The sequence below is a fragment of the Komagataeibacter oboediens genome (assembly GCF_018491655.1).
GTDB lineage: Bacteria > Pseudomonadota > Alphaproteobacteria > Acetobacterales > Acetobacteraceae > Komagataeibacter > Komagataeibacter oboediens.
Genome location: NZ_JABLUU010000008.1, coordinates 75,506 through 98,703 on the forward strand (window position 1 = coordinate 75,506; position 23,198 = coordinate 98,703).

Annotated in this window: 16 protein-coding genes; 5 read left to right on the forward strand and 11 right to left on the reverse strand. The window is 63.4% G+C overall.

The window, feature by feature from the left end; genetic code table 11:
• The first annotated feature begins 40 nt into the window (after window positions 1–40).
• Window positions 41–571: a molybdopterin-guanine dinucleotide biosynthesis protein B gene (mobB, locus tag HNO79_RS08760; RefSeq protein WP_214165553.1), complete on the forward strand. Its 531-nt coding sequence runs from the start codon at window positions 41–43 to the stop codon at window positions 569–571.
• Between the two features lie 140 nt (window positions 572–711).
• Here the strand turns inward: mobB and HNO79_RS08765 are convergent, their stop codons facing one another.
• The 11 genes from HNO79_RS08765 to HNO79_RS08815 all read right to left on the reverse strand — a co-directional run bounded on the left by HNO79_RS08765 (window position 712) and on the right by HNO79_RS08815 (window position 16,740).
• A complete protein-coding gene (locus HNO79_RS08765) occupies window positions 712–1,926 on the reverse strand; it encodes a molybdopterin molybdotransferase MoeA (RefSeq protein WP_214165554.1) in 1,215 nt (404 codons plus the stop codon).
• 13 nt (window positions 1,927–1,939) lie between these two features.
• Window positions 1,940–4,246, reverse strand: coding sequence for an FdhF/YdeP family oxidoreductase (locus tag HNO79_RS08770; RefSeq protein ID WP_214165555.1), 2,307 nt, complete (start codon window positions 4,244–4,246; stop codon window positions 1,940–1,942).
• 199 nt (window positions 4,247–4,445) lie between these two features.
• Complete coding sequence (locus tag HNO79_RS08775) at window positions 4,446–4,856, reverse strand: RrF2 family transcriptional regulator (protein WP_010515038.1); 411 nt, start codon at window positions 4,854–4,856, stop codon at window positions 4,446–4,448.
• A gap of 346 nt (window positions 4,857–5,202) precedes the next feature.
• Window positions 5,203–5,622 (reverse strand): RrF2 family transcriptional regulator, encoded by a 420-nt coding sequence (locus HNO79_RS08780; protein WP_010515040.1) that lies wholly within the window; start codon window positions 5,620–5,622, stop codon window positions 5,203–5,205.
• A 6-nt stretch (window positions 5,623–5,628) separates the two neighbouring features.
• Window positions 5,629–7,371, reverse strand: coding sequence for a putative bifunctional diguanylate cyclase/phosphodiesterase (locus HNO79_RS08785; protein WP_010515042.1), 1,743 nt, complete (start codon window positions 7,369–7,371; stop codon window positions 5,629–5,631).
• A gap of 30 nt (window positions 7,372–7,401) precedes the next feature.
• A complete protein-coding gene (locus HNO79_RS08790; protein ID WP_244987484.1) occupies window positions 7,402–9,714 on the reverse strand; it encodes an EAL domain-containing protein in 2,313 nt (770 codons plus the stop codon).
• Between the two features lie 23 nt (window positions 9,715–9,737).
• Window positions 9,738–10,364, reverse strand: a complete 627-nt coding sequence (locus tag HNO79_RS08795; protein WP_010513223.1) for a Crp/Fnr family transcriptional regulator — start codon at window positions 10,362–10,364, stop codon at window positions 9,738–9,740.
• A gap of 132 nt (window positions 10,365–10,496) precedes the next feature.
• The gene (locus HNO79_RS08800; RefSeq protein ID WP_214176806.1) at window positions 10,497–10,877 is read right to left on the reverse strand and encodes a hypothetical protein; all 381 of its coding nucleotides are present in this window, start codon (window positions 10,875–10,877) and stop codon (window positions 10,497–10,499) included.
• Window positions 10,878–11,221: 344 nt separating this feature from the next.
• Window positions 11,222–12,556, reverse strand: coding sequence for an ATP-dependent DNA helicase (locus HNO79_RS08805; RefSeq protein ID WP_214165704.1), 1,335 nt, complete (start codon window positions 12,554–12,556; stop codon window positions 11,222–11,224).
• A 118-nt stretch (window positions 12,557–12,674) separates the two neighbouring features.
• Window positions 12,675–13,781 carry an N-acetylglucosamine-6-phosphate deacetylase gene (gene nagA, locus HNO79_RS08810; RefSeq protein ID WP_010513226.1) on the reverse strand — a complete coding sequence of 369 codons (1,107 nt, stop codon included), beginning with the start codon at window positions 13,779–13,781 and terminating at the stop codon, window positions 12,675–12,677.
• Between the two features lie 361 nt (window positions 13,782–14,142).
• The gene (locus tag HNO79_RS08815; RefSeq protein ID WP_214165703.1) at window positions 14,143–16,740 is read right to left on the reverse strand and encodes an EAL domain-containing protein; all 2,598 of its coding nucleotides are present in this window, start codon (window positions 16,738–16,740) and stop codon (window positions 14,143–14,145) included.
• Between the two features lie 251 nt (window positions 16,741–16,991).
• On the opposite strand from HNO79_RS08815, the gene HNO79_RS08820 reads away from it, so the two are divergent.
• The 4 genes from HNO79_RS08820 (at window position 16,992) to HNO79_RS08835 (ending at window position 23,171) form a co-directional block, all read left to right on the forward strand.
• A complete protein-coding gene (locus HNO79_RS08820; protein WP_244987485.1) occupies window positions 16,992–19,736 on the forward strand; it encodes an HWE histidine kinase domain-containing protein in 2,745 nt (914 codons plus the stop codon).
• A gap of 53 nt (window positions 19,737–19,789) precedes the next feature.
• The gene (locus HNO79_RS08825; protein WP_214165702.1) at window positions 19,790–20,917 is read left to right on the forward strand and encodes a PQQ-dependent sugar dehydrogenase; all 1,128 of its coding nucleotides are present in this window, start codon (window positions 19,790–19,792) and stop codon (window positions 20,915–20,917) included.
• Window positions 20,918–20,962: 45 nt separating this feature from the next.
• On the forward strand, window positions 20,963–21,544 hold the full coding sequence (locus HNO79_RS08830; RefSeq protein WP_214165701.1) for a cupin domain-containing protein: 582 nt from the start codon (window positions 20,963–20,965) through the stop codon (window positions 21,542–21,544).
• 253 nt (window positions 21,545–21,797) lie between these two features.
• Complete coding sequence (locus HNO79_RS08835) at window positions 21,798–23,171, forward strand: amidohydrolase family protein (protein WP_214165700.1); 1,374 nt, start codon at window positions 21,798–21,800, stop codon at window positions 23,169–23,171.
• The last annotated feature ends 27 nt before the right edge of the window (window positions 23,172–23,198 follow it).

Below are 23,198 nucleotides of genomic sequence, written 5' to 3' on the forward strand. Positions count from 1 at the left end.
GCGCCGGTCTATTGGCCAGTCCATTCAGGAGGTGCGTTTCATGTCCCATCCACCACGGCAGGCGGTGATCGGCATAACCGGGCGCAGCGGGTCGGGCAAGACGCACCTGCTGTCGCGCCTGCTGCCGGTGCTGCGGGCGCGCGGGCTGGCTGTGTCCACCATCAAGCATACGCATCATGATATCGACATGGACCGGCCGGGCAAGGATTCCTGGCTGCACCGCAACGCGGGTGCGGCCGAAGTCATGCTGGCGACGCCGGGCCGGTGGGTGCTGCAGCATGAATGTACGGACGCGCCCCCGTCGCTGACGGACCTGCTGGCGTCCATGCGCCGCACCGACCTGGTGGTGGTTGAAGGATTTCACGCCACCACGCCCGCCTGTATCGAGGTCTATCGTCCCGCCACCGGTAAGGAACCGCTGTTCCGCCATCAGGACAACATCATCGCCATCGCGACGGATACACCCCACGACCCTGCCCTGCCCGCGCACCTGCCGGTGCTGGATGTGAACGATGCCGGGGCCATTGCCGATTTCGCATGGCGGCATGCCTGTTCTGTCGTGCTGGACTGAAGGGGGCATTGTCTCATCCGGAAGTCATATTCAGGGGTTCAGGAATTACTTTTTCATCAAAGGCAGCGTTCGCGGGAGCGTTTTGAAAACAGCTTCACCAGAAACGCCACCCGGCTGTCACGCCCGATCGGGGACATGACCTACATATCAGCGCGAAGCGGCATACCCCATGCAGGCTGCCCCGCCCGGATCGGGCTGTCCTGCGTTACGGCCAGCAGCGCATCCGCGCGGGAAAAGGCGATGATGTCAGACGCCCCTACCGTTGGCACGCGCCGGCACAGCCAGCCCTGCGGCCCCGGATGCAGGCTGACGGGAATGAACAGCGTTACCCCCGGTGGCGCATCCGCCGTGAAATCGGCCGTGGCGCATACACCGGGCCGTGGCATGTCCTGCCCCATGATCGTCCGCAGATAGGGCCACACGAACATCAATGCGCAGATGGCCGCAGCCCCCGGGTTGCCGGGCAGGCAGAATATGGTCTGGCCATCATGTTCCAGCACCGTCAGCGGACGGCCGGGCCGGATCGCAACGCCCCGGAACATCACCCGCGCGCCCGCATCGCGCAGGATATCCAGCATATGGTCCGTATCCCCGACCGATATGCCGCCGGTGGTCACCATGACATCGGCACCGCGCCGCGCGGCATGCAGGCAGGCGGCCTGCCGTGCCACGTTATCGGTGGGGGCGGCATGGGTGGTCACGCGCGCACCGATGCCTGTCAGCATGGACGCCAGCATGGGGGCGTTTGAATCAGGGCATGCGCCCGGCGCATCCGCCGCCAGTTCCGCACCATTGGACACGACCGAGACGCGCGGCCTGCGGATGACCGCGACATCGCCCACACCCTGACTGGACAGAAGGGCGACGTGCCGCCAGTCCAGACGCTGACCGGCAGCCACAAGCCGCGTGCCGGACGCAAATTCCTCCCCCTGCCTGCGGATGTTTGCCCCGGATGCGGGCAACGGCGCCGTCGGGGCAACGGTCCCGTCCACAACCGCCATGCGCTCGGCAGCCATGACACAGTCCGCACCCGCCGGGATGTGCGCACCGGTCAGGATGGCGCGCGCATGACCCGGTGCAAGGGATATCGCCGCATCCCCCGCTACCGTCCGACCCGCGACCGGCAGCCGGCCATGCGCCACCATGGCGTCATGTGCAAAGGCATAGCCGTCCATGGCAGAAATATCGGCAGGCGGGCGACAGGTCCGCGCCATGATGTCGGCCGCCGCCACCCGTCCCGTCGCCCGCGCCACCGGCACGCGGGTTGCGGGGGGCATGACCCGCGCGGCACGATCGCGCACCAGCCGCAGGGCGGTGGCGTAATCCACCTGCCGCGCGAAACTGTTGGTTTTCATGATCGGACCGGGTTCAGGCCGGTTCGGGCTGGGCTGCGGGCGCGGCGGCGGTCACGCGCACCGGTATGGACTTGGCAGCGGGCGTTCCGGCGATCTGGTCAAAATGCGACAGTGGCAGCAGTGGGTTGAGTTCGGGATAATACCCCGCAATCGACCCGCGTGGCATGGGGTACGGCACCACCATCAACCCGTCCACCCGGCGCTGCGTGCCATCGGTGCTGATGGTTTCAAGGTCGGCCATCGCCCCGTCCACCAGACCGCGTGCCGCCATGTCGTCTTTATTCATGAAGACGACCATGCGGGTGTTGTACACACCACGGTAACGGTCATTATTGGTATAGACCGTGGTATTATACTGGTCGTGCGACCGGATGGTGGACAGGCGCAGCATGTCCGGGCCGCCTATGGGCGTGTCCTCGTCCAGTCCGTCAAAGAGCAGGAAATTGGCCTTGCCCGTTGGCGTATTCCATATCCGCTGGCGTGGCGGTACCGGCAGCGAAAAGCCCTTGCCCTGACGGATGCGCGTGTTGAAATCCGCATACAGGTCGGGATAGACCTGCGCGATCGTGTCGCGGATCAGGTCGTAATCATCGACAAAGCCTTCCCAGTCGATCGTGCTGTCCGGCAGGGTTGCACGGGCCATGCGGCAGACGATCTCGATTTCCGAACGCAGGTCGGCGCTGGCGGGGTGCAGCACGCCGTGGGACCGCGTAACACCGGACATCGCATCCTCGATGGTCACGAACTGCGGGCCGGTTTTCTGCATGTCGATTTCGGACCGGGCAATGACCGGCAGGATCAGCGCGTCACGTCCATGCACCAGGTGCCCGCGATTGAGCTTGGTGGCGATGCCCACGGTCAGGTCCAGGCGCGCCATCGCTTCATACGCCACGGGCGTATCGGGAATGGCGTGGATGAAGTTGCCACCCATGCCAATGAACACCCTGGCCGTACCATCAATCATGGCCTGCACGGATTCAATGACATGGTGCCCATGTTCGCGCGGCGGGCTGAAGCCGAACGCCGCCTGAAGCCGGTCGAGGTAGATGGATGTCGGCTTTTCATCAATACCGACCGTGCGGTCGCCCTGCACGTTGGAATGGCCGCGCACGGGGCAGATACCGGCTCCGTCCTTGCCAAAATTACCGCGCAGCATCAGCAGGTTGGCGATCTGGTGGATTACGCGCGATCCCTGCTGGTGCTGTGTTACGCCCATGCCGAAGCAGATGATGGTGGCGTTGGAGGCGGCATAGATCCCCGCCACCCGGCGGATCTGTTCTTCCGACAGGCCCGAGGTGGCGACGATATCGGGCCACCGTGTCGCCTCGATATCCGCCTTCAGCGCCGCAAACCCGTCGGTATGTTCAGTAATGAAGGTATGGTCCAGTACGGCCGGCTCGCCCTTGGCGGCGGCATCTTCATCCATCTGGAACAGGGTTTTCATCACACCCTTGAGGAACGCGACATCACCACCAATGCGCACGTGACAGAACTCACTGGCGATGGGTGTTGACCCGAAGGTCGCCATCTTGATCGGGTCCTGCGGTTCGGTAAAGCGGATCAGCGCGCGTTCAGGCATGGGGTTGACCGCAACGATCGGCGCGCCGCGCTTACGCGCATGCACCAGTTCGGTCATCATGCGCGGGCTGTTGGTGCCGGTGTTCTGGCCAATGATGAAAATGGCCTCGGCATGGGCAAAGTCCTTCATCTGCACCGTGCCCTTGCCGATACCGATGGACATGGGCAGGCCACGGCTGGTCGGCTCGTGGCACATGTTGGAACAGTCGGGGAAGTTGTTGGTGCCAAACGCACGGACAAATACGGAATACAGGAACGCCGCCTCGTTGGAGGTTCGGCCGGAGGTATAGAATTCCGCCTGGTCCGGATGATCGAGCGCGCGCAGGTGGCGTCCGATCATGGCATAGGCTTCGTCCCAGGTGCACGGCACGTAATGGTCGGTCGCGGCGTCATAGCGCATGGGCTGGGTCAGGCGGCCCTGCTCCTCCAGCCAGTGATCGCTGCGGGACATAAGGTCGGTTACGGTATGGGTGGCAAAGAAGTCCGCGCCAACCTTGCGCTTCGTCGCCTCGAACGCCAGCGCCTTGGCCCCGTTTTCACAGAACTCCAGTGTCTTTTCACGGTCGGGGTCGGGCCATGCGCAGCTTGGGCACTTGAACCCGTCCGGGTGGTTCATGGCCAGCAGCGCGCGCGACCCCTTGGCCAGCACGCTCTGTTCCATCAGCACCCGCGCGGTGGCGTTCGCCGCCCCCCATCCGCCGGCGGGATGGGTATAGGGTTTGAATTCCGGTTTGTCAGACATGGCAACCTCCCCGTGTGTGCACGCAGGAAACCGCCCCAATCGCCGTATTGCAATCGCAAACGGCAAGATTTTACCATAAATAACAGAGATTTATATGATCATAACCGCAGATTATCAGGTGTGGATACCCATCCGGCCTGTCATCTGTATATAACCGAATATAGTTATGGACGTCCATAGTCCTGTCATGACGGTCAGACTAGATATTGCGCGGCATGATGTCGTGCAGCGTGGTCTGGTCCAGAACCCCCATGAAGGCATCCAGCGACCGCGACAGCAGGTGCCGCAGGCGACAGATGTCCGCCAGCACGCAATGCTGTCCGTTTTCAGGCTGGCACGACACGATGGCCTGCATGTCGGCCTCCATCAGGCGCACGATATCCCCGATGATGATGTCCTGTGGTATGCGCGGCAGGTGCAACCCGCCGGACCGGCCCCTGCGCGCCTCCACGATTCCGCTGTTGGACAGACGGTTGACCACCTTGACCAGATGGTTGTGGGAAATGCCATGATGGGTGGAGATTTCATGCACGGACACGCGTCGGCCTTCATTGCAGGCAAGATAGACAAGCACGCGGATGGCATAATCGGTATGAAGGGTCAGGCGCATGACGGGGTGTTCACGGCCTCCCTGTCCCGGTGGCTGTCGCATATGCCTGTCGCGGCGATGGCGCGGTTCCCTGCCCTGATGGCGGGCACGGCCCCGTATTGTAACATGCGGCGCATGGGTATCCTGTGATCAGACATGGTGACGATATAAAACAAGTATTAAAAAAAGACCGGATCGGTACACACTGCAACCTAAAAGTGTGCTGCCACACTCCCCATAAATAATTTTTATTGTGTTATAAATATAATTTATACGTTTCTCGTAATAATTTAAGGAAATCATCTTACTGATTCAGGTTCTTTATGCAGAAAATAAATAAAACCCTCTTTTATTATTTTTTATGGAATCAATGTTTCTTCTGCCCGGTTAACATATCATGCAGCGTCACGCCGTCCAAAACTGCCATGAATGCACCGATGGACCGCGTGATCACCCCGCGCAGGCGGCAGGTATCCGCCAGAATACACGGCTGTCCCTTGCCCGGTATGCATGGCACGATGGCCGCCGGCAGGTCGGCTTCCATCAACCGCACGACATCGCCAATCAGTATATTCTGCGCCGCCCCTGCCAGCTCCAGCCCGCCACTGCGCCCACGCCGCGCCAGGACGATGCCATTGCTGGACAGGCGATTGACAACCTTCACAAGGTGCGTTTGCGAAATCCCGTGAACATCGGCAATTTCCTGAATCGCAACCCGTCTGCCCGGGTTCTGTCCCAGGTAGATCAGGATGCGAATGGAATAATCGGTATAAAGTGTCAGGCGCATGGCACCTCATGACGCCTGCAGCGCGACTTCGGTATGATCTGGCGCAAGGATATGTTCCGCCAGCACAAGATTTGCTGCCGAAATGGGTGGAGAAATGTAGAAACCCTGAATTCGGTCAACATTCATCGCAACCAGGATGTCCATCTGCTCCTTTGTTTCCACCCCGCTTACGGTCACGCTCAGGCCAAAGGCATGGGCCAGTCCCGTCAGGTGGGCGATCACGTCACGCGCCTGCTGGCTGTGTTCAAGGTCGCACACCAGCCGGCGCGATATCTTGGCCTGCGTGAAACGGATGTCACGCAGCACCGCAATCGGCAGCGTCGCCAGCCCGAAATCATCCAGCGTCAGCTGGAACCCCAGATCAGCCAGTTCCTGCAACCGCAGCAGCACCCTGTCCGACCGGCGTCCCGCCAGCACGCTTTCGGATATTTCCAGCACGTAATCGCTGGCGTCGCCGCCCTGCCGCTTGATCTCGGCTTCAAGATCATTCTGGAACCCGACATTGAGCAGATCCAGCCGTGACAGGTTGATGGTCAGGTTGGGATAGGTGGACAGGCTGGAATTCCACAGCCGCATGTCATTCTGGAATGACTTGACCAGACGCGGGCTCATGGCCTGCGCGAGTGCTGCGTCAAGGAACACGTCGCGGAAGCTTTCCGCCGCCAACAGCCCCCGCAGCGGGTGGTGCCAGCGCAGCAGGGCCTCGATCTGGTCGCACCGGCCGGTCTCAAGGTTCAGGATCGGCTGGTAATACAGTTCGAACTGGTCCTTCTCCACCCCCTCGCGCGCATCGGTCAGGATCTGCGCGCGTTCCAGCGCATGCTGGTGCAGGGTGATGTCGAACATGCGCGCCTGGTGACCACCGGCGCGCTTGGCGGCATACAGCGCGATATCGGCGTTTTTCTGCAGCGATTCCGCGCTTTCCTGACTGGCGACGGGGCTTATGCCGATGCTGCCGGACACATTGACCACGGTATTGCCGACCTCGATCGGCGCTTCAAGGATAGCCAGCAGCCGTTCCAGAATGGCCGTAAGCTGCGTGGTGCGCAGTGTGTGGTTGAGGATAAGCGCGAATTCGTCCCCACCCAGCCGGCATACCGCATCCTGCGGGCTGACCAGTTCCTGCAGCCGCCGCGAAATGACCTTCAGCACCACATCGCCCGCATGGTGGCCATGGATGTCGTTGATCTGCTTGAACCCGTCGAGGTCAAACATCACCAGCATGATTTCACGGGTGATGTTGCGGGCCTTTTCCTCTACCGCTGCCTGCAGCATGGTGTTGAAGCCGCCACGGTTGAACAGCCCCGTCAGCGGGTCGGTCGCCGCCAGCGACTTCAGCCGGTCACGGGTGTTCATAAGTTCCGTGATCTCGAAACGGGTCGCGACATAGCCCTCGATCGCACCCAGCGAGTTGTGCTTGGGCATGATGGTCGTCGCCACCCAGTACAGCGTGCCGTCCTTGGCGCGGTTACAGATGTTGCCGCGCCAGATATCCCCCGAACGGATGGTACGGTACATCTGCCGGAAGAAGCTGGCGTCATGATACCCGGAATTGACGATCCGGTGCGTGGCCCCCAGCAGTTCATCACGCGGGTAGCGGCTGATTTCACAAAAGCGGTCATTGACGTAAGTGATCACGCCACGCACGTCAGTAATGGCGACGATCAGGACATTGTCCACCACATCGGCCCAGAAATCGGAATCCTTGTGGGTGAGCGCACGCAGGCGATCATCGTGTTTGAGTGACATGGCGTTGCTCCATCTGTCGCCTTGAATGGATCAGGACTTTGCTTTGGCTGCGGGTGCCGGGGCCGGTTTGGCGGGCTTGGCCGCGGGTTCCGGGGCTGCGGGCTGTTCCGCCGCCGGTGCCGCCGCCTGCCTGGCCGCGCTGGCGCGGGCGGCTTCGATTTCGCGGATGACGGCAGGCGCGCCCCCCTTACGGACCCACTGTTCCAGATCGCGCGGCGCCAGCGGCTTGGCGAACAGGTAGCCCTGCATCACGTCACAGTTCAGTTTTTCCAGCAGGTCACGCTGCTGTTCGGTCTCCACCCCTTCGGTCACCACCGTCATGCCAAGGCGCGAGCCAATGCCGATCACGGCCATGGTCACGGCCTGCGCGTTGGTGTCGTATTCGAAATCATTGATGAAGCTGCGGTCGATCTTGATTTCCGTCAGCGGCAGGCGCGTCAGGCGCGACAGCGACGAATACCCCGTCCCGAAATCATCCATCGACAGGCCACAGCCAAGGTTGCGGATGGACTGCAGCACTTCCTCGGTATCGCGGCTGTTGTCCATCATCACGCTTTCGGTGATTTCCACCGTCAGGCGCGCGGCCTTGAGGTCGTGGTCCTTCAGCAGGGCGGCGATGTGTTCAGGCAGCGCGCGGTTGCGGAAATGCACCGCCGACAGATTCACGGCCACGGTCGGCACATGGATGCCGTCGCGGTCCCATTTCACGATCTGGCGGCAGGCCTCCAGCAGCGACCACCGGCCGATGGCCTCGATCTGGCCGGTTTCCTCCGCCACCGCAATGAAGCGCGAGGGGAAAATGTTGCCAAGGTGCGGATGGTGCCAGCGCGACAGGGCTTCCACCCCGCTGAGTTCAAGCGTATGCGTGCGCACCTGCGGCTGGTAATGCAGCTGCAGCATGCCCTGCGCCAGTGAATCACGCAGCGCGGAGCCCAGCACCAGACGGTCCTGCGCCACCTGGTTCTTTTCAAGGTTGGCGAAGCGGAAGATGCCGCGCCCGTCCTCCTTCGCCTGCCGCATGGCGGTATCGGCATGGCTGAGCAGGGATTCACTGTCCGGCCCGTTGGCGGGGAACGTGCTTATGCCGATGGAACACGAGATGGACAGCGTGTTCTGGCCGATCTGCAGCGGACGGCCGATGGTTTCCAGAAGTTTGTGGGCGATTTCCTCGATCCGCTTGCCTTCGCAGTCGGGCACCACCACCACGAATTCATCCCCGCCCGAGCGGCTGATCACGTAATCATCCTTGGCGATGGAGCGGATGCGCCCTGCGATCTCGACCAGGAACTGGTCGGCATAGACATGGCCCAGCGCGTCGTTGATGTCGCGGAAGCGGTCGATGTCCAGCATGAAGATTGCCAGCGTCCGGTTACCCGGCTGGGCGATGATGTCTTCCATCACCCGGTGCAGCGCACCACGGTTCAGCAGGCCGGTCAGGGAATCATAACGGGCAAGCTGGGTCAGGTGCGTCTTGGTGGCGTGCTGTTCCAGCGCCAGCGCGCAGAACGGCAGGCACGATCCGACCAGCCGCTGCGGCCATGCGCCAAGCTGGTTGGGTTCGCGCAGGTACAGCGCGAAAATGCCCGTCACCCGCCCGTCGCCCGCCAGCACCGGGGCGGCATAGCACGACTGCAGCCCCAGCGAACGGCACATGGACTGGTAATTGTCCCATACCAGACGGCCGGTATAGGACGGGTTGGCCATAAGCTTTTCCACGTCGGACGGCGACGGCACGGTGGTTTCCAGCGCATTGCGGATGCGCGGCGGCAGGGCGGACGTGCAGATCACCCGCCACGGCTGCGCGTCATCCAGCACCAGCAGGGCGGCGACGGAATTGGGAACGAAGGCCTCGACCTTGCGGCAGATCAGTTCCCCGAGATCCTGGATCAGCATGTCGCTGGCCAGCGCCTGCAGCACATCGTTCTGCAGGATCAGGATCTTGCGGCGCTGGCTTTCCTCCGTGACGTTTTTCATCACGCCCATGTAATAGGTCAGCTTCCTGCCATCCTTGTCGATCTGCACCTTCGACAGGGACAGTTCGCCGCAGATGTATTCGCCATCCGCCCGCGTGAATTCCACTTCGCGCGACGTGCCGACAATGCGGTTGTGGCCACTTTCGCGGTTGCGGTCGATGTAGCGGTCATGCTCATGACGCAGGCGCACGGGCACCAGGCAGTCCACGTTGCGGCCCATGACTTCGGCACGCGGGATGCCCCACAGGGATTCCGCGGCCTGGTTGTAGAAGATGATTTCGTTGTCCTGGCCGATGATGACCGTGGCGTCGATCGCCTGCTCCAGTGCGGGCAGCAGGATTTCGGTGGTGAGTGCTGTGATCTCGGACATCTGCGTGCTGTCTTTCTTCGCTGTCATTCGGAATGGGCCACGATCGCGCGCAGGCGGTCAGGGTCGAGAATGTGTATGGCGCGCCGTTCGCGGGAGATGAGCTTCTCCCGGTGAAAGGCGCTGAGCAGACGGCTGACCGTCTCGGTTGTCAGGCCGAGGAAATCGGCTATGTCGGCGCGGGAAATGCCGGGATCGACCGGCCACAGTTCGCCCCGTCCCATCCGGGTTCCCTGCCCGATCAGGAAGGCGGCCAGCCGTTCGCGCGCCGTCTGGCGCCCCAGCATGAGCAGCCGGTTGTGAAACCCGACCAATAGCTGCCGCGTCGTACGCAGGGAGGCCGCGCACGCGCCGGGCGATGTTTCATGAAGGTGCCGCAGGTAGGGTGCGGGCACACACGCCACGCGCAGCGTGCGCATGGCTTCGGCACTATAGTGATAATGGGTGCAGGGATAGGCAGGCAGCACGTCGCCTTTATGAGCGAAGCCAATGATCTGTCGCCGTCCATCCGGCAGGGACTTGAACAGGCGCGCCCCCCCGCTCACCACATGGAAGTGCATGCTGGCGGGAGTGTCTTCCGTCATGAATTCCTGCCGGTCGCCAAAACTGCGCTCCATTCCGGCCGGATGATTATGAGGCTGCGTTAAAGACATCTTTATCTTTTTCTGTTCCCAACAGGACTGCGATAGTCGTGATTAATGACATAATTTTGCCATAAGTTAATTTGTAAAATACATGCAGAATAAACATTCGGAATTGTTTAATTTTTCGCACATCTTATATTTTCATGTAATTGTCGAACGACTGCTGCAGCCTGTTCTGTAAGTATCCCGCCATGCGCGGCCTGGTGGCTGGTCTGCAGGGTTTGGCGCGTCCCGACCGCTGAGGTCTCCACGGGCGACATGGCACGGTTGCATGGATATGCGGTCCGTCCGGCTGCCGCCATGATCTGGATCACGTCTGGCCCGGGCATGCTCCCCGTCGCCACGCGGGTCGGGCACAATGCCCGGTTTACCGCGATCCGTCAGGGGGATCGCGCTGCTCTTCTCCCTCTGCGCCGCCGGGGCATGTCGCCCGGAATACTGCGGCGCCAGTTCGGTTGCCTCGCCTGTCACGACCGGGATGGATGGCCCCGTCGCGTGGTGAATGCCCGGCCCCGTTGTCAATAACGATAAAGCCGGGCGGCCTGCCTACACCCGCGTGGACAGTGTAAACGGCCGGTATGGTCAAGTAATCACCCGCCCTGCATTGCAGCAGTCCGGACGCGATCTTTCTTTCGTTACCTGTTATCGTTCCCTGCTGCACAATGCGGCAGGGGTGGAGCCATATGCTGGTCATGCCATAAGCATGAGCCATGACCATTGCGCAAACAGTTTAATATTTCATGAAAATATATTGAAATATATTGAAATATGGAAATAAAATTTGTGAAAAATACATCTGAAAATAATTTTATCATGTAACGGAAATATTTTTTTAAATAATCCCCCCGGGGGTAATACCCTACCCGTCAGGCCCCGCCGCGCGCCGTGTTCCGGTGCACGGGCAGGCCCGTCAGGATCATGGCAGTGGACGGGCGCGTGGCCGCCACATACAGCAGTTGCTGCGTTTCCAGCACGTTCGTCGTGGCCCGGCGGGTAATATCACCAATATCGACAAACACACGGCCAAACGTACTGCCCTGCGCGGTATGCACGGTCATGGCATACACGGCCTGCAGCCGCCCGATGCCACGACGGAACACGAAACGGTGCTGCCAGCGCGCGCGTTCTTCCGCCGCTTCGCGCCTCAGGCGGCGTTCGATGGCCGCCATGTCCGCGCCGGGACGCAGGATGGGCACGGGTACCTCCTCGCCTGTCAGTGTCCGTAGCACAACGTCATACACCGGCAGTTCGGTGGTCCAGCCCGCGACCTTTGACGTGGCGGGAAAGGCATGGCGCAGGATGGCAGGACGGATGTCGATCACTTCCGCCTCCTCATTGGTGGCGACGACAACACGCCGTCCTTCCACATCCATCACCGGGGTACGCGCGATCACGCGCTCGCCCGCGACAAAGGGCGTGGGCGTCTCCCCCCCATGCACCCAGCGGCGCACCATGCGGTTGACCGCATCCACCCGCGCATTGGTCCAGCACAGGTACCGGAAGGCGTCGCTATCGGCGCGGAATTCATCGGATGTGAAGGCGCGCTGCATCCATGCGTCGGGCGTGCGGGGCACGAACAGGCCGGCGCCGTCATGGTGATTGGCGCGACACCATGACCAGTCCAGCGGGCCGCCCTGGCTTTCGCGTATGGCCGTCGCGGCGGCGACCAGCGGGTTGCCCGCCGCCTGCCGCACCACTGTTTCCAGATGCGAGGCCGAGCGGATGGCGAATGACGGGCTGATCGCCTCCCCCACCGGCGGCAGCTGCGCCGGATCCCCCACGAACAGCACGAACCGGTCGGGCACCAGTTCACGCACCCAGCGCATCAGTTCCGATCCCACCATGGAACATTCGTCAATGATGATGACATCGGCGGTAATCGGTTCAGGCCGGTCGGCGCGCTGCAGCACCTCGCGCCCGCCATCCTGCGTGCCGGGCTGCAGCGACAGGACATTATGGATGGTGCGGCAGGGCGCAAGGCTGCCCACCCGCGCCTTCAGCACGGCGGTTGCCTTGTGGGTCGCGGCGGTAAAGACGACCTCCGCCCCCTGTTTGCGCAGGGCACGGGCGACACGCTGCATGAGCGTGGTCTTGCCCGTCCCGGCATAGCCGGTCAGCAGGTGCGTGGCGCAGGTTTCGCGCGCGGTCAGGATTTCCGCCAGCGCACGTTCCTGGCATGTCGTCAGCTCCAGGCGTGCCATGGACCGGAACACAGGAAACGGGTGGACACCATGGGGCTGGGAACATTCCTTCCTTCATACGCGAACGCACGCAGTATTAGGCGCGCTGGCGCGACAGGGCCAGCGGAAATGCCCCGGCCTATGCGCAGCGGCGACCGGCCACCCAGACTTCCTGCACCGTCAGGTCCGGCCCCATCACCACCATGTCCGCGCGGCGTCCATGCATGATCGCGCCGCGGTCATGCAGGCCCAGCCAGTTGGCGGCATGGGTGCTGACCAGTGCCGCCGCCTGTGGCAGGGACGCCCCGGCCTGTATGGCATTGCGCAGCGCCTGGTCCAGCGTCAGCACGCTGCCCGCCAGCGTGCCGTCCGGCAGGCGCGCCACCCCGTCCTGCACCATAACGGCCTGCCCCCCCAGCGAACTGGGGCCATCGCCGCCGCCGGTGGCGCGCATGGCGTCGGTCACGAAAACCAGCCGCCGCCCCATGACCCGGTGCGCAAGGCGGAACAGGGCGGGATGGACGTGATGGGTATCGAAAATCATCTCGGCATAGGCGTCATCGCTGCACATCAGCGCCGTGGCGGGACCGGGCGCGCGCGCCATGACGGGCGGCATGGCGTTGAACATGTGCGTGCCACCCGCAACCCCGCCGCCGCCACATATGCGGCAGATGGCGCGGTCCGTCTGTTCATGATCCGCCTGCGTGTGACCGATGCTGACCCGTATGCCCGCATTGACGAACTGCTGGATGGCGGTATCGGCATGTTCCACTTCCGGCGCCAGCGTCACCAGCTTTACGGCGCCGGTCCTGATCACCGCGCTGACCCGCGCGGGCACGGGCGGCAGGGCGTGTGCCGGCTGCGCACCAAGGCGGTGGGGGCTGATGAACGGCCCCTCCAGATGCGCGCCGGGAATGCTGGGGCCGCCATAGGTGCCATTGCGCATGACATCAGCCACCGCGTGCAGCGCATCGGTTATGTCCGACCATGGCGCGGTAATGGTGGTGGGCAGCAGGGTCGTGGTGCCCTGCGCCATGTGGAACATCGACATGTGGCGGATCGCGACCACACCATCCATGGTATCCGCCCCGCCGCCGCCGTGGACATGGGCATCAATGAAGCCAGGCAGGATATAGCGGTCCGGCACGTTATGCGACAGCGGCCGCACGTCGGTAATTGAGGTATCGAACACGACACGACCCGGCATGACCCGGTCTGACAGGACGATATGGCCATCAATATTCACGGTGCTGCTTTCCCTATTCCCTCAGGTGGACGCTGTCTGTGCGTGTTACCGCGTTGCGGCAGCGGACACCATAACCTGACGGACATATGCCGGCCATTGCATGCCGCCAGCCCGCATGGCAGGGCCTGCGGGCGGATGCACCGGGACAGCGTGTCCCGCGTCCGGTCCGGGAACGGGCAGGAATTATGTCAGCAGCCCGCACGTCCTGCCGGGCAGCGGGCAGCGGGCAGCGGGCAGCGGGCAGCGGGCAGCGGGCAGCGGGCACATCATGGTGTCAGAAGCACGGGGAAACAGCGCCTTTATGAAAAAGGCAGCACCGGGAAACTTTTTCCTTTCCAGCCAGAATGGTACCCGATGATTTTCACCCGTTCCGGTGCGGGGACGCCTCAGCCCCCTTTCCCTTTCCGGTCACCAGTCCGTCAGGCTGATAGGCGGAAAACCATGCCGCCAGTTCTTCCGCCGGCAGCGGCTTGGAGAACATGTACCCCTGCAGCACGTCGCAATCCATGTCCGCCAGCAGGCGCCGCTGCTCCTCATGCTCCACGCCTTCGGCCACCACGGTCATGCCCAGGCTCTGACCGATGCGGACCACGGCCATGACCACGGCGCGGACCTTTTCAATGCTTTCCAGTCCGGTCATGAAGCTCCGGTCGATCTTCACCTCGTTCACCGGCAGGCCCGCAAGGTTGGACAGGCTGGAGAACCCGGTGCCGAAATCATCCATCGACATGCCGACCCCCATCTCACGCAGTTTCTGCGCCACGCGGATGGTGCGTTCGTAATTGTCGATCATGGTAATTTCGGTAATCTCGATCGTCAGGCGCTGGGGCGGAATTCCGGTTTCATTCAGCAGCTTGTCAACGAATTCCGGCAATGTTTCGTCACGGAAGTGCAGCGGCGACAGGTTGACCGATACCACCGGCACATCCACCCCGTCGCGCATCCACTGCGCCATCTGCATGCATGCCGCGCGCAGGGACCATTTACCGATCGCCTCGATCTGGCCGGTTTCCTCCGCCACGGTAATGAAGCGCGCGGGCGACACGAAGCCAAGCGACGGATCGATCCAGCGCGACAGGGCCTCCACCCCATATAGCTGGCCGCTGCGGGCATGGACCTGCGGCTGGTAGAACAGGCGCAGCCGGTCATGGGTGATGGCGTCGCGCAGGGCGGCGGCAAGGATCAGCCGGTCGCTGGCCTGCTGGTTCATGCGCGGGCTGAAGAAGCAGCAGTGGCCACCGCCATTCGCCTTGGCCTGGAACATGGCGGTTTCGGCGTTTTTCAGCAGGGTGTCCCCATCCTCGCCATTTTCGGGGTGGACGGCCACACCCAGGCTTGCGGACAGGCTGACCGGCACCGCGCCGATATGGGTGGGCGTGCTGAGCACCCGCAGGATCGTGGCGCTGAGGGAGGATGCATGCTGCTGTTCGCCATTGGTAACAATGGTGAACTGGTCCCCCCCGCTACGCACCAGCGTGTCGTCAATGGTCAGCACCTCACGCAGCTGACCTGCGATGTAGGCGATCAGCTCATCCCCCGCCGTGTGGCCAAACACGTCATTGATATGCTTGAAGTTGTCTACGCCCACAGTCAGCAGCATAAGGTTGCCGCGCACATGGCGGCGCAGCATGCGGGCCATGTTCTGGCGCAGCCAGCGGCGGTTGGGCAGGCTGGTCAGCAGGTCGAAATCCGACAGGCGGTTGATATGTTCCTTCGCCTCGTGCCGTTCAATGGCCAGCGTGCACAGGTGCAGGCTGGTGGCCACCGCCTTCTGGCACGCGGCATCGGGCAGCGCGTCGGTGCGGGAATAGCAGGTGAATACCCCCGCTATGCGGTTGTTGCGCAGGATGATGGGAGTGGCGCGCGCGGCCTTGATGCCGTTATGCAGCGTCTGTTCACGCAGGTGCTGCCAGCGCGGGTCGTGGGCGATGTCGGGACATTCGGTTACGTTGCCGGTGGCCGCCGCAATGCCGGAACAGGCCGCGCCATCGCCAATGGGCAGCGTGTCATACAGCTTGACCAGCGACAGCGGCAGGCTGGCGCGCCCCTTGCATTTCAGGTGTTCGTCCTTTTCCACCAGGTAGATGGCGGGCATGACATCGGGAATGTAGTGTTCGATGCGGCGGCAGATGAAGTCCATGACCTCATGCAGGCTCAGATCGCTTGAAATTGCTTCCAGCGTGTCGCGCTGCAGGCTGTCCAGGAAATGCTGTTCGGTAATGTCGGTCAGGACGACGACAATGTTCTCCACCTCTCCGCTTTCGCTGAAGACGGGGTTCATCGCCGCAGACACCCATATGTCGCGGCCACTGGCGTGGCGGGCGCGGATTTCCAGCGTGAAGCCGCGGGCGTTGCGGGCACCTTCATGCAGCTTGTTCAGGATGCCGATATCGGTCGTGTCCCCCGCCAGGATGACCGACAGGCCATGGCCCGTCACCCGTTCGGGGCCGAAGCCGAACATGTCGCTGAAGGCGCGGTTGACGTAAATGATGCGGAATTCGGGGTCCAGAATGGCGACGCCCCGGTCGGTTTCACGCACCACCAGCGACAGCAGGCGGATCTTTTCCCGGTCATCCACTTCCTGCGAGATGTCGCGGATCAGCGCCATGTAGCCGATCTTGCCATCCACCGCGATGCGCGACAGCGACAGGTTGGCCCAGAAGCTGGTGCCATCCAGCCGTTCCACCAGCACCTCGCGGCTGGTGCCGACGATCTTGTTGATCCCGGTTTCGCGGTTGTGGCGGATCAGGTCGTCATGGGTGGAGCGGATGTTGCGCGGCACAAGCACGTTGACATTGCGCCCGATCACGTCCTGGCGTGCGCAGTGCCACAGCCTTTCCGCCGCGCGGTTGAAAAAGGTGACGGTGTTGTTTTCATCAATCAGGACAACACCAAGAATGGTCTGTTCCAGTGCAGGAAGGACGGTAACCTGCATGTCATCTATCATGTCGCGGGGCATCGGGCTGCTTGTCTCCTGCTGACTGAAAACGAACGGGATGGGGGTGAACGGCGGCACCGGTTCCAGACATTTCCGGGCCGTTGCAATAGGCGACAGCCAGCATGGTGTTTCATGCACCCGCAGGGGTTAAGAAAGGGTATATGAAAGTATATATAAAATATTGTATTATACATTCATGTATTCACGCATGGCGCAGGCAGGTTACGGTCGGGGGCGAACGGGCATGGCGCGGCGTTACATCACAATGAGGTGTGCACGACGGCCCTGTTGCCGCCGCCACGGGGGCGGTATGCTGGCGCAACCGTCATACCGCCCCCGCAGGGGGCGGGCACGGCAATGGAACAACCCCGGCCGGGCGGCACGTGCCCCCACATGGCCATGGCAGGAACGTGCATGGGACCGACACCGGCATATCACGCAATGATGATGGCAGGGATCGCCCCCCGCCCCGCCTGCCCGCATGGCGCGGCAGGCCCCATGCCACGGGGGTGGCCGGCATGACGTGGGCCACCGACCATATCCAGCCCCATGGCTGGCTGCTGGCATGCGACGCGCGGCTGGAACGGATCGTGCGCTGGTCCGCCAATGCCCCGCGCTGCGTGGGGCGCGACGGGATGCTGGACGGCCTGCTGCTGCGTGAGGTTGTGGGGCGCGAGGCCACCCACAACATCCGCAACGCCCTCGCCACCCATGGGGAGGCCCACCGCCGCCCCGCGCTGGTGTTCGGCCAGGAAGCGCCCGATGGCAGGCGCTATGACGTGGCCATCCATACCGCGGGGCGCGACATCCTGCTGGAATGGGAACCCGCGGCCCGGCCTGATGGCGACGGGTCTTACATGTCGCTGCTGCGCACCATGATCGACCGGATCCGTGAAATCACGGATTTCGACCGCCTGTTCCGCACCGTGGTCCGGCTGTTTGCCGGGGTGCTGCGTTTCGACCGCGTGATGCTCTACCGCTTTGCCGAGGACGGATCCGGCAAGGTCGCGGCGGAATACCATGCGCCAGACCTGGAAAGCTTCCTTGGACAGCACTTTCCCGCCAGCGACATCCCCGATCCCGCGCGCAGGCTGTACAGCACCAATCTGATCCGCGTGATCGGGGATGCGGCCGCAACACCCATTCCCGTCATCTCGCCCGCCGGCATGCCGCCGCCGGACCTGTCGCATGCGCACCTGCGGGCCGCGACATCCATCCATTCCGACTATCTGCGCATGATGGGGGTGGCGGGGTGCGTGTCCGTCTCGCTCATGGTGGATGGACGGCTGTGGGGCATGATCGCGGGGCACCATTACAGCCCCCACATCATGAACATGAGCCAGCGGATCATCGCGCGCATGTTTGGCGAATTCCTGTCGCTGCAGATTACCAACCTGCTGCGCACCAAGCGGCTGTCCATGACGCGGCAGACCCATGCGCTGATCGAAACGCTGCTGAAGGGCGCGGCCCCGGTGGCGGACATGCCTGCGTACCTCATGTCGCACCTGACGGACATGCTGTCCTTCGTGCAGTGCGACGGGGCGGCGCTGTGGGTGGGCGGGCAGTGGACCCTGCACGGTGCGCATCCGCCGCCTGAAGCCATGACCGGGCTGCTGGACCTTGCCCGCCAGCGCGCGGGCACGCAGATCTGGCACACCGCCTGCCTGTCGGCACTGATTCCGGATGCGGCGGATTACGCGACACAGGCGGCGGGCGTGATGATCGTCCCGATTTCATCGCAGCCAGGCGACTACCTGCTGGTCTTCCGGCGCGAAGTCGTACGCACCCTGAAATGGAGCGCCGACCCAGCCAGCCGCCCCCGTGCGGAAGCCGAGGACGGATATTTCGGCCCCCGCACCAGCTTCGCCATCTGGACCCAGCAGGTCACGCGCGAATGCCTGCCCTGGTCGGGCGATGATGTGGAGGCGGCGGGCCTTGTCCGTTCCGCCCTGATCGAGGTCATGGGCGCATACCACCAGCTGCAGCTGAGTGAACGCGCCACGGCCGACCTGCGCCAGCGCATGCTGAACGAGGAACTGAACCACCGTGTGAAGAACATCCTGTCGGTGGTGCAGTCACTGGTCAGCCAGCCGCTGGAACCCGGCGGCACGGCGCAGGACCACGTCGACCGGCTGCGCGGGCGCATCCGTGCGCTGGCCCTGGCGCATGACCAGGCGGTGCGCAGCGAGGGCGGCGGCCTGCTGCGCGCGCTGCTGGATGCGGAACTTGCCCCCTATCGGGAACGTTGTTTCATCACATGCGACGGGCCGCCTGTCTGGCTGACGGGCCGCGCCCTGTCGGTCCTGGCGCTGGTGGTGCATGAACTGGCCACCAATGCCGTCAAATATGGTGCGCTGGGCCATGCCCGCGGGCGGCTGGACATTACATGGCTGCATGATGCCGCGCGGGATGAATGGCGCATTGCATGGCGCGAAAGCGGGGGGCCGGGCATTACGCCACCCGCGCGCCGGGGCTTCGGCTCCGTCCTGATCGAGCGTGGCTTCCCGCACGAGCTGGGGGGACACGCACATGTCAACTACCGTCCAGGCGGGCTGGAGGTGGTCATGGGCCTGCCCGCCCGCCATGCCACTGCCGCCCCGCCCCCCGCGGCGGAAGATACCGTCCCCGCCGCAGCCACCCCGGTCCCCGGAAAGGAGGAGAACGTGATTGACGCCGATATCCTGCTGGTCGAGGACCAGTTCCTGATTGCGATGGAAGCCGAATGGGCGATCGAGGAAAGCAATCTGGGGCAGGTCCGCACCGTGGCTTCGGTATATGAGGCATTGACCGCCATCCGCACCCGCCTGCCTGATGTTGCGATACTGGATGTCAACCTTGGGGATGAAAGCTCGATCGAGATCGCGCACATGCTGCGCGCGCGGGGCGTGCCGTTCATTTTCGCGACAGGCTATGCCGACCGCACAATGATCCCGCCCGACCTGCGTGATATCCCGGTGGAGCGCAAGCCATATTCCGCCACCGCACTGGCCGAACGCATCCGCCAGCTTGTCTCGTGACCGCGCGGCTTACCCGTCCCCGCCATGCCATCCGTCGTGACAGGAGTGCTTATATGCCCCGCATTTGCGCAATCCTGATGGGGGCGGCCAGTGCCGCGTCCCTGCTGTCCGCCGCGACTGCACGGGCGGCGCCCCGCACCGACCTGCTGCAGGTGCCGCCGGGATTCCATGTCAGTGTGGTGTCCGACCACGTACCGAACGCGCGCGAAATGGTGCGCGGCGCGCGGGGCACCATATTCGTGGGCAGCATGGGCGCGGGCAGCCTCTATGCCCTGACCGGCGTTGACGGCGGTGGCCCGGTGCAGGTGCGGACCATTGCCCTTGGCCTGAGCCTGCCCGTGGGCGTGGCCTATCATGATGGCGACCTGTATGTATCCGACATGCGGCGCATTGTGGTGCTGCGCGATATCGAGGACCATCTGGACACGCCACCAAAGCCGGAGGTCGTGGCCGACAACCTGCCCTACCGCCCCGGCGACCATTCGTGGAAGTTCATTGCATTCGGGCCGGACAACCGTCTGTACGTGCCCATTGGCGCGCCATGCAACATATGCGACGTGGGACGTGAATTCGGGCGCATCATATCCATGAACGCCAATGGCACGGACCGCCGCGACGTGGCGTACGGCATCCGCAACTCGGTCGGCATCACGTGGCAGCCGGGCACGGGGGTAATGTGGTTTACCGATAACGGGCGCGACAACATGGGTGATGACATGCCGTCCGATGAACTGAACCGGGTGGACGTGCCCGGTCAGTCCTTTGGCTACCCCTACTGCCATCAGGGCAACATCGCGGACCCGCAGTTTGGCAGCCGGCACCCGTGCAGCGAATTCACCCCGCCCGCCCTGCTGCTGGGCGCGCATGTCGCGGCACTGGGGCTGCGGTTTTACGAAGGCACCGAATTCCCTGCCCCCTATCACGGCAGCCTGATGATTGCCGAACACGGGTCATGGAACCGCAGCCAGCTTTCGGGGTACCAGGTGGTCAGCGTCGGTTTTGCCGCAGATAACAGGCCCCAGCCCCCCACCGTGCTGGTGGGCGGGTTCCGTCAGGGCCAGCGCGCATGGGGCCGTCCGGCCGATGTCCTGCCCCTGCCGGATGGCAGCATGCTGATCAGTGATGACCTGTCCGGCGCCATTTACCGCCTGACATATGGTGACGCCGTGCCGACGCACTGACCCCGGCGTCCCGGTTTTCCCTTTTTCGTTACGGAGGTTCCCGCCATGTCCCCGCGCGCCCTCGCACTGTCCCTTGGCCTTGCCCTTGCCGCCCTGCCGGTCCTGACCCCCGCCAAGGCCACCGTACCGCCAGCGGCCCCGCATCCTGCCATTCTGCCCGACACCACGCAGCCACCCCCGCCCCAGCGCACGTACCGGCATTTATGGACCGATGACAGGGGGATCAGCCATATCACCACCTGTCCGGTGCATGACTTCTTCCTGAAAAGCATGTCACCCCCCGCTGGCCCGCAGTGGCAGGACCCCATGGAACCACAGGTGGCAACCATCATGGTGACCGTGCAGCCCGCCCGCTGGAACGGCACATGGCACCCCGACCCGAAGCCCCAGTGGATCGTGCCGCTGCAGGGCCGGTGGTATGTCCGCGCCATGGATGGCACACGCGTGGAAATGGGACCAGGCGATATCCTGTTTGGCGAGGACCAGAACGTGCGCCCCATGGAAACCGGCCCCTATCGCGGGAAAAAGGGCCATGACGCGGGCAATATCGGCAATGGCCCGGTCACGCTGATGGTCATCCAGTTAGCCAATGCGCCGATCCCTAACCAGCCCTGCCGCTATCATTAAAATAGCTGGACGTTATCCACAGATTCCGGGGATAGGGAGAAAGATAACCCTGTGGAAAAAAATGGGAGATCCGGATTCCTGCCGTATTTTCAACGGGTTTTCCCATGCTTGTGGAGTTTGCCCCGCACGCCACGTGCCCGGAACGGCCCCTTTTGCGGGCCGGCGTGGCTGCGCATGTGGTTTTGGGGCTGTGCAGATCGGCGCGGGCGGAGAATAATGATCCGTTTTCGCAATGATGGTGGGAAGCAGCAGCATGGGTCAGTTCGTTATTCGCGGTCAGGTCATCAACCCGGTCACCCCCGACCAGGCAACGCTGACAGACTGCGTGGTGCATGTCGGGGCGGATGGCCGGATCATTGCCCGCCACGCATCCGACAGCCCCATGGCCACACAGATTCTGGACCATGCCGCCCGGCAGGGCATACCGGTCCGCACACTGTCAGCGTCACAGATGCTGATGCCCGGTTTCACGGACCTGCATGTCCACGCCCCGCAATGGCCGCAGATGGGCCGCGCACTGGACCTGCCGCTGCGTGACTGGCTGGAACAGCGGACCTTCCCGCTGGAAGCCCGCTTTGCCGATCCCGCTTTCGCCGCCCCGGTCTATGACGAAATGGTCCGCACCCTGCTGGCCAACGGCACGACCACTGCCGTGTTTTTCGCAACCATCCATGAAGAAAGCAGCCTGCTGCTGGCCCACACCTGCCTGCGTTACGGGTTGCGCGCCTTTGTCGGACTGGTGGCGATGGATGATCCGGCGCTGTGTCCCCCCCCCTATCGCAATGCCAGCATGGAACAGGCGCTGGCCGCCACGCGCCGCTTCATCCATGCCGTGCGGGCGCTGCCGGGCAACGAAGGGGAACTTGTGCGCCCCATGGTCACGCCGCGCTTCATCCCGGCATGCACGGATGGCCTGCTGCGGGGACTGGGCGAACTGGCGACGGAGGAAGACTGCCTGATCCAGACCCACTGTTCCGAAAGTGACTGGGAACATGATCATGTCCGCCAGCGGACCGGCGTGAACGACACGATGGCGCTGGACCGCTTCGGCCTGCTGCGCCGGGGCACGGTGCTGGCCCATTCGTGCCACATGACGGCAGAGGACATGGCGCTGGTGCAGGCGCGCGGGGCGGCGATCGCGCACTGCCCGCTGTCCAATGCCTATTTCGCGGGTGCGGTGCTGCCGCTGCGCGCGGCATGGCAGGCTGGCGTGCATGTGGGACTGGGTACCGACCTGTCGGGCGGGTATTCGCCATCTGTCGCGGTCAATGCCGCCATGGCCGTGACCGCGTCGCGCATGCTGGATACCGGCACCGACCCCGCCCGCGCGGCAGCGGACCGTGGCCGGCCGGGTGCGCGTCTGACCTTTGCCGAAGGACTGTGGCTGGCCACACGCGGGGGGACGTCGGCGCTGGATATCGCGGCAGGGCAGTTTGATGCGGGGCAGGCATTCGACGCCATCCTGATCGACCGCACGGCCCCCGGCAGCAACATCCTGCCCCCCGTTCATGGCGAAACAGACCGTGTGGCGGCGGACGTGGTGCAGCAGATCCTGTGCAATATCGGCAGGCCCAACATCCGGACCGTATGGGTGGCGGGACGCAAGGTGCATGACACAGGGGCGTAAACGGGACTTAAACACGCCTGTACCGTT